We start from the raw sequence: 6,908 nt of genomic DNA, 5'->3' as shown, positions 1-6,908 counted from the left end.
TCGTCGAAGTGCTTCCTATCCGCTTCGGTTGCCTGCGTCTTCACGGCGTAGTCGTACGCATTGCTGTGCACGGCCCACAGTTCGTCGGCGAGCTTGCGCAGGGGCGCCGGCAGGTCGAGATAGGCGGCTGCCGTGTTCGACCAGACGGTGTCGCCGCCGTAGGGTGGAATCACCACGCCGCGCAGCACCGAGATTTTCGGATAGGCATCGACGAAGGTGACATCCGTATGCCATTGGTCGGCGCGGCCACCGCCTCGGCCCGAGTCCAGCTCCAGGATCGACGACGTGCCCTTGATCGCGCCGACCGTCGGATGGGGCACCAGCTTGCCGAGTCTGATGGCAAAGCGCTCCTGTTCGGCATCGTCGAGATGTCCCTGGTCCCGGAAGAAGATGACCTTGTGTTCGAGCAGCACTTGGTTGATGGCACGGATGGTCTCGTCCGAAAGCTCGCCCGACAGTTTGATGTTCCTGATCTCGGCGCCAAGCCTGGCCGCACGCTTGACGATGTCGGCGCGCGGAATGACGTTATCAATTGTTGTCGTGTTGCTCATGGTCGTGCTCTCGTCACTGCGATCCCCGTGGACAAAGCTCCGCCATGCGTCGGTCGCGGAAACGACGGTGGAGATAGATGAAATCATTTCTGGCTAGGGGCCCTACTCGGCCGCAACTTGCTCCGGCAGACGGCCCGAGCCGGGACATCGGTCACTGCGATCGAATTGGAGCATGATGAAACGACCTCGCGTTGAGGTCCTGAATGGTACGAGCGATCGATCGTCAGTCAATGAAACAAAACCAGCTTTGTTTTCGGCGACAGGCAACGAACGCTTCGCGGTCGATGCTGACACTGAAAGATTCGCAATGATGACCGCCCGCCCGGCTGCAAGAGCAATGCAATTTGACGCGACGCAACGCACTTCTCGCTCCGGAAACGCGATAAAATCGTTATAGCTGCCGTCGTTTCACGTCGTGACGATTGCCCTCGTTCTTGATTGGCGCTCTGCTCGCAAGCTTCATGCTTGCATCCAGCTCAACAACGCAACTTCATTTCATCGACATCAGCGTGACTGCAGACGTAGAGTCTCGCTTGCTACAGCTCCCAATGCACGCGGATCTCACAAATGAGCGAACGACGGCAGCTTTCCCTCAACTTCTTCATCTATCCAGACGGCCATCACGAGGCGGCCTGGCGCCACCGAAGTTCGGCAGCCAATCGCATCCTCGACGTCACCTATTACCAGGAGCTGGCGCAGCGCGCTGAAGCGCACAAGTTCGACGCGGTCTTCTTCGCCGACGGCCCGGCGCTGGCGGACAATGTCCGCTATGCGCAACGGTTTCGACTTGAGCCGATCACCCTGCTCACCGCGATCGCGTCCGCTACCAGTCGGATCGGTCTGATCGCGACCGCATCGACGACTTATACTGAGCCCTACAACCTGGCGCGGCTCTTCGCCTCGCTGGATCACATCAGTAGCGGCCGGGCCGGCTGGAACATCGTGACAACGAGCACGCCGCAGGCCGCGCAAAACTTTGGCTTGCCCGAGCATCCTCCGCATCACGAACGCTATGAGCGGGCGCGGGAGTATCTGGACGTCATCACGCGGCTTTGGGACAGTTGGGAGGACGACGCGCTCGTCAACGACCCCATCTCGGGTGTTTTCGCCGACACCGGCAAGATCCACGCGATCAATCACATCGGAAAGCATTTCCGCGTGCGGGGGCCGCTCAACATCTCAAGGGCGCCGCAGGGACGACCGGTCTATGTCCAGGCCGGCTCTTCCGACGACGGACGCGCCTTTGCGGCGCGTTTCGCCGAGGCAATCTTTACCGCGCATCAGACACTGGCGAGCGCCCAGGACTTCTATGCCGACATCAAGCGTCAGGCACGCGCCTTCGACCGCAGTCCCGATCAGATCAAGATCCTGCCCGGCATCAGTCCTTTCATCGCCAGCACGCAGATCGAGGCCGATCGGCTGCAGGACGAGTTCAACGAGCTGATCCAGCCCGAGTATTCGCTGACCCAGCTGCGCCAGATGATCGGTCTCGACCTCTCCGGGTTTGACCTCGATGGCCCCTTTCCTCGTCATCTGATCGATACCGAGGGCGCCCGCGGCGTCGCCAGCCGTTTCAAGCTGGTGATCGACATCGTTGATCGCGAGAAGCCGACGATTCGTCAGCTCGTACAGCGCCTGGCCGGCGCCCGCGGCCATTGGGTGATTGCCGGACCGCCGGAGAAGATCGCCGACAACATCCAGACCTGGTTCGAGAACGGCGCAGCCGATGGTTTCAACGTCATGCCGCCCTGGCTGCCTGGCGGGTTCGACATCTTCGCCGAGCAGGTCGTGCCCATTCTGCGCAAGCGCGCCCTGTTCCGTCACGACTACACGGGCACAACGCTGCGCGATCATTACGGCCTGAGCCGGCCGGCTAGCATCTTTTCCAACGCCATTCAAGCGATCGCATAATTCGCCTGACAACACTGATTTGACGACGTCGCAACAGGAGCCTAACGGGCTGCTTTCATTGGGTCGCTGGACGGCTAAGGCGTAAGTGAGGAGAGATTTGTCTATGCTCCTCATAGCAACTGGGTCTGAGCGAGGTTCACTCCCGGTGAACCAGGTTCTCACGGATTCGGCGACTAGATCTGTCATTCCGCGGCCGTGCCTTCCAGACATCTTATGGTGAGTTGTCGCGCCGGGTTTAGCCGGCGGGCGATCAAGTCTCGACGGCAAGGAAGAATGACTCGGCGCCGAAGGCGGGATCTGGATGTGCCTCGTCCGATGGGGCTACCCGTACGTTTTCGATCGCTTCCGCTTCCACATGACCCTAACCGATCGTGTTCCCGCCGATAGTCAGCCCGAGGTACGGCAGGAGTTTGATGCGGTCTTCGCACCATGTTCCTCGACGATTAAGGGCTGGATAGTCGGACGGCCGACGAACGAAATCCTCTACCTCGTCGGGCGGCAACACGCGCTCGTGGGCGGCAACACACGCGATGCAATGCTGCGCTGGCGCTTGAATTCGGCGTTCGGGCGATCGTTTTTGATGAATTCCACCGCATCGATTGTGCAAAGTTGCGATTCTGTTAAGCGCGGAGCTGCCCCACTTTAGAATGACATTCGAGCCCGTTGCCCGGATCCGAGAACGGTCTTCCCGCATTGGGGGCAGCTTGGGACGGAGCGTAAGTGATGTAGTGTCGCGCCGGTGCGCGGCACTACGAAACGAGGTCTTTCTTGAACGTGCATCTCGGCGAGCCTACTATCTTTGGTGAAGCCAATAGCCAATAGGTTGGCAAGCCGTAGCCGCCGACATGTAGGCCGGGGGTCTCGCTGGGAGTCACATACTTCGGGCCATTTCTCGGCATTCTCCAATAGTCGAGGGAAGTAAGCGCGTGAGGACCAACAAATTGTTCCTGTCTTGAACCTTGTCAGCGCGAACGAGCTTTGAGTAGGGTCCTAACATTCGGCGGCATCGCATTTGGCTAAGCAAGCAACACAAGGAGGAAATGGCTCTGCTGAGAGTCAGGAACTGGTGCGGCGATTAACGTTGGAGATCAGAATCCTCAACGTCTGTCTGGAGGATTTTCTTCACGTCCGAGCCGAGGCACTCGGCATTAGTGGAACACAATTGGCGATCTTGATGGCGGTGACGGACCTAGACAAGGATGGCGGTGCTCCGGCCGGCGTGGTCGCAAAACTGATGAAGGTCGATCCATCCTTCATCACGCTACATTCGAAGGCGCTGGAGAAAGTCGGATTTGTGCGGCGCAAGCCCGGTATCAGGGATGCTCGGGTCGTCCAGCTGTCGCTAACGGACAAAGCCCGTAAGCGTCTCGCGAACATCGCTGCACAACAGGAGGAACTGGATCAATTCGTTTTCGGTGAGCTTGGCAATGAGGAATTGACGGGACTGTCCAGCCGGCTTGCAGCGCTCAGGAAGCGGCTCGAGAGAGCTCGCCTGAAAGCCGAACTGGACACCGGCGCGTTGTCAGCCCGAGGGAGGGGCCGACGTTAGAAGGGAGGCGCTTTGAATCAACGGTTGCTTGAATGCGAGGGCCGCATGCCCCGTCATCATGAGGAGCACATCGGCTCCTCGCGCCGGTCGGGCCAGTCGCAGCGGCGACAGACTAAAGTTACCATTTGTGGATCGGGAGCTAATCGATTTGGGCCGACCAAGACGGATTCGGTGTGAGGCCAGAGTTCTCCGCGAAGCTCCAGATTTCTGGCGTCCCAACCTGTGGCGCGCGGCCAGCCGCTAAGCCTCTCTGTGTGGAATAGCAAAGCTCTTGCAGATCGCGACGAAGGCCGTCTTTGCCTCGGTATTCTCGAAGAAAAAATGCGCCCCTTCGTCGCCCCGCTCAATCGTCCAGTCGATTTTGCTAGCTCGTGCAATGCGCGACGCCTCTTCGCGCAAATGATCCAATTGCTTCCCGTGGGCCAGAACAATCACACAATCTGTCATTTAGAACTCTCTTTAGCTCAGACGTCCGGTTCACGATGGATGGTCGTGCTTCACCGCCCCTTGATCCCGACCAATGCCTCTTTGTGGTGGTCCTGATATGTTGACCGGGTCGAGGCAATACCGCTACGCGCTTTGATGCAAGCCATCCGAGACAGATCCGGCCCGATTCCAACTGATTTCGAAGAGGCGGTGGCATTTTCCGTCTTCCAAGCGGAAACCGCATCGACCTGCGTTAAGCTTCCTGAACTGTAAAACTAGGAAACGACGCGTTTTGAGTCTAGGATCGTTCCCCTGGGCAGAACTGCTCTTTTTCACGATAGGCATTTTGAACCCGGAAGGCCGCCGGCGATATTGTAGGCGGCCTTTTTCAGGGATAAGCGGATTGGGCTGGCCTACATGCGATCGGCGTCGGCGTTTATAGTCGCAGTTTGGCTTATATGAATTGGCTCGCCAGCACGGCGGTGCCGCACGGGCGCGTCAATGCATGATTGGAAGAGCGAACTCGACGCCCTCGTCGCTGAAACGACGGCATTCGCCAAATCGCTGAAGGTAGAGATCGAGGGGCCCCGGTCTCTGCCGAAAGAAGCCATCGAGCGGAGTGGCCTCAGTGCGCCAGACTATGGCGGTAGCGAACGCGAAGAGATCAAGAAGCGGGTCGAGAGCTTCAAAGCGCATCAAAAGCGCTTCATGCGCGAGCGCGAGGAATATGCCAGTTCCCTGCTGCGCCGGATCAGGCCGATCAAGGAAGCCTAGACGATCTCAGGTTCGCTGAATCTTCCTGAGCCCTGCCAGGCCCTTTAAGTCGCTCACCCAAAGCGATGCCGCGCTCGGCGGCGCACCTGAGGGCGGGGATCTTCCGCCTCATTGATACGCGCGGCGACCTGCGGCCTTTCGAACCGGCATATTGCGAAGCACGAGAGTGGGTAAGCTCGGATCGGCCGTTGCCGTAGGATTTTCCGCCGCACACGCCCCCATCACGCATGAAAAATGCGCTCCTCTCTAGAAATAGCAGGAATGCTGCTCCAGACTCAGAGCGCCTGACGCTTGGAGCTCTTTCGAAGGCCATCGGCCAAGCCATCTACGAAGCGTTTCGCCATTGACCAAGATCAAAACATCAATTCTAGATTTTCTATCCTCTCAAGTCTGAACGGAGGCTAGATGTCACATGCGCAACCTTCTCTTTTTCTGTGTGCTTGCACTTCCCATCCTCGTCGGTTTTGTATCGCCTTCGACCGCCGCTCCGCGGGGTCGTTCTTTCATCCCACCGGATCGGCAGGACGTTTATTGCCTGCAGGGACGTAGCTGGGGATATCCGGGCAATTGCCAGTTCTCGACCTATGACCAGTGCATGGCCACTGCCTCCGGCACCTTAGCCTATTGCGGGATGAATCCGATCTACGCATTCCAGCGACAAGGAGGACAATTGCGCTGATGCGTGATCGTCAAGCGTGGACGACACATCAGTATTTGCTTAAATGGACCCGCTGTGCTGGTTAAGTTAAGCGTTGGGCTTCCGCCTGGTTGGCCGTCCCCGCTCGAGCACGCTCGCGTCCTCAGTTGCATCGGGACGCCAAGCAACAACGATCGGGATGCGATGGCTGATCGGCCTCACGCGCAATCGGGCATCCGTTTTGCACCGGCACCGGCCCCAATCCTCGACGGCGCAACGGTCCAAAATTGCATCAATCAAGGAAAGTGGGACCCCGCATCCGTAAACTGGATGCAGCATCGGAAACTATTGCATCCAATCGGCGGATCGAATGCCTCGCGGGTCTATATCTCTGTGTAAAGCGACATAGTCGATCTCACTGCGCGTGATGGCGAAATCCAGGCAGTTCCCTGTCACTCAAGTCTAACAAGTTGGCGCGCAATCTCTGGCGTTCGCGGCGATCGTGATAGACACCCCAGTATTTCGAGGTGACCCGGAGAGGATCGATGCGTACGTCGCGCAGGCCGCCATTCGGCTTTCTCCAACAGATCTGGAGCAAATTGATCAAGCAATCATTTTGTGTTGCGAAGTGACTTTCGTCTTGGCGCGCAAATTGGTGCGAGATGACGCTTAAACTGCGCACGTGCGCTGCAGATCCGCGGCAAAAGGATTTTCAGCGCCGACTTCGCGCGACCGGACCTCTCCCAATCTCATTGCGTTCGCATTGGCGTTTTTTGATCCCATTGAGTAGCTTTGCACGCTTTATCAAGTGTTGGCGCGTGGAAATCAGCGTCGGTTTGACAAAAACTGCCATTTGTATTTGTGGCTTTACAATTAATCTACAGTCGGTTTATATTCGGCCGTTCAGCGAAGGTGGATCCAATTCAGGATCGCCGGGCATGAGCAATGAAGTACGGACTTAATCTATTGCGCGATTCTGGTGGGGTTTGAGATGCGAGTTGGTATTTGTGGCGGCGGACTGGGGGGACTCTCTGCAGCTGTTGGGTTGAAGGCATTGGGA

General features: G+C 57.9%; 7 protein-coding genes. 5 read left to right on the top strand and 2 right to left on the bottom strand.

The genetic code is table 11. The features are described from left to right. Positions 1 to 551 (bottom strand): TauD/TfdA dioxygenase family protein (locus tag AC0L23_RS39515; RefSeq protein ID WP_473358375.1); only part of this gene is annotated, 551 nt, incomplete at its 3' end. Between the two features lie 567 nt (positions 552 to 1,118). Between AC0L23_RS39515 and AC0L23_RS39510 the strand changes: the two genes are divergently transcribed. From AC0L23_RS39510 to AC0L23_RS39500, 3 genes are all read left to right on the top strand, one after another. Continuing rightward, on the top strand, positions 1,119 to 2,462 hold the full coding sequence (locus tag AC0L23_RS39510; protein WP_473358374.1) for an LLM class flavin-dependent oxidoreductase: 1,344 nt from the start codon (positions 1,119 to 1,121) through the stop codon (positions 2,460 to 2,462). A gap of 301 nt (positions 2,463 to 2,763) precedes the next feature. Continuing rightward, on the top strand, positions 2,764 to 3,108 hold the full coding sequence (locus AC0L23_RS39505) for a DUF1045 domain-containing protein (protein WP_473358373.1): 345 nt from the start codon (positions 2,764 to 2,766) through the stop codon (positions 3,106 to 3,108). Between the two features lie 366 nt (positions 3,109 to 3,474). Continuing rightward, a complete protein-coding gene (locus AC0L23_RS39500; protein WP_473358372.1) occupies positions 3,475 to 4,011 on the top strand; it encodes a MarR family winged helix-turn-helix transcriptional regulator in 537 nt (178 codons plus the stop codon). 240 nt (positions 4,012 to 4,251) lie between these two features. Here AC0L23_RS39500 and AC0L23_RS39495 read toward each other — a convergent pair whose 3' ends face one another. Then, positions 4,252 to 4,458, bottom strand: coding sequence for a hypothetical protein (locus AC0L23_RS39495; RefSeq protein ID WP_473358371.1), 207 nt, complete (start codon positions 4,456 to 4,458; stop codon positions 4,252 to 4,254). A gap of 480 nt (positions 4,459 to 4,938) precedes the next feature. Here AC0L23_RS39495 and AC0L23_RS39490 point away from each other — a divergent pair, with 480 nt between their 5' ends. Both AC0L23_RS39490 and AC0L23_RS39485 read left to right on the top strand, forming a co-directional pair. Continuing rightward, positions 4,939 to 5,211: a hypothetical protein gene (locus tag AC0L23_RS39490; protein WP_473358370.1), complete on the top strand. Its 273-nt coding sequence runs from the start codon at positions 4,939 to 4,941 to the stop codon at positions 5,209 to 5,211. Positions 5,212 to 5,623: 412 nt separating this feature from the next. Further along, positions 5,624 to 5,890 (top strand): DUF3551 domain-containing protein, encoded by a 267-nt coding sequence (locus AC0L23_RS39485; protein ID WP_473358369.1) that lies wholly within the window; start codon positions 5,624 to 5,626, stop codon positions 5,888 to 5,890. Positions 5,891 to 6,908 lie beyond the last annotated feature (1,018 nt).

Source organism: Bradyrhizobium sp. MI1.4 (genome assembly GCF_055811315.1).
This window is presented reverse-complemented; position numbering and strand designations above follow the sequence as displayed.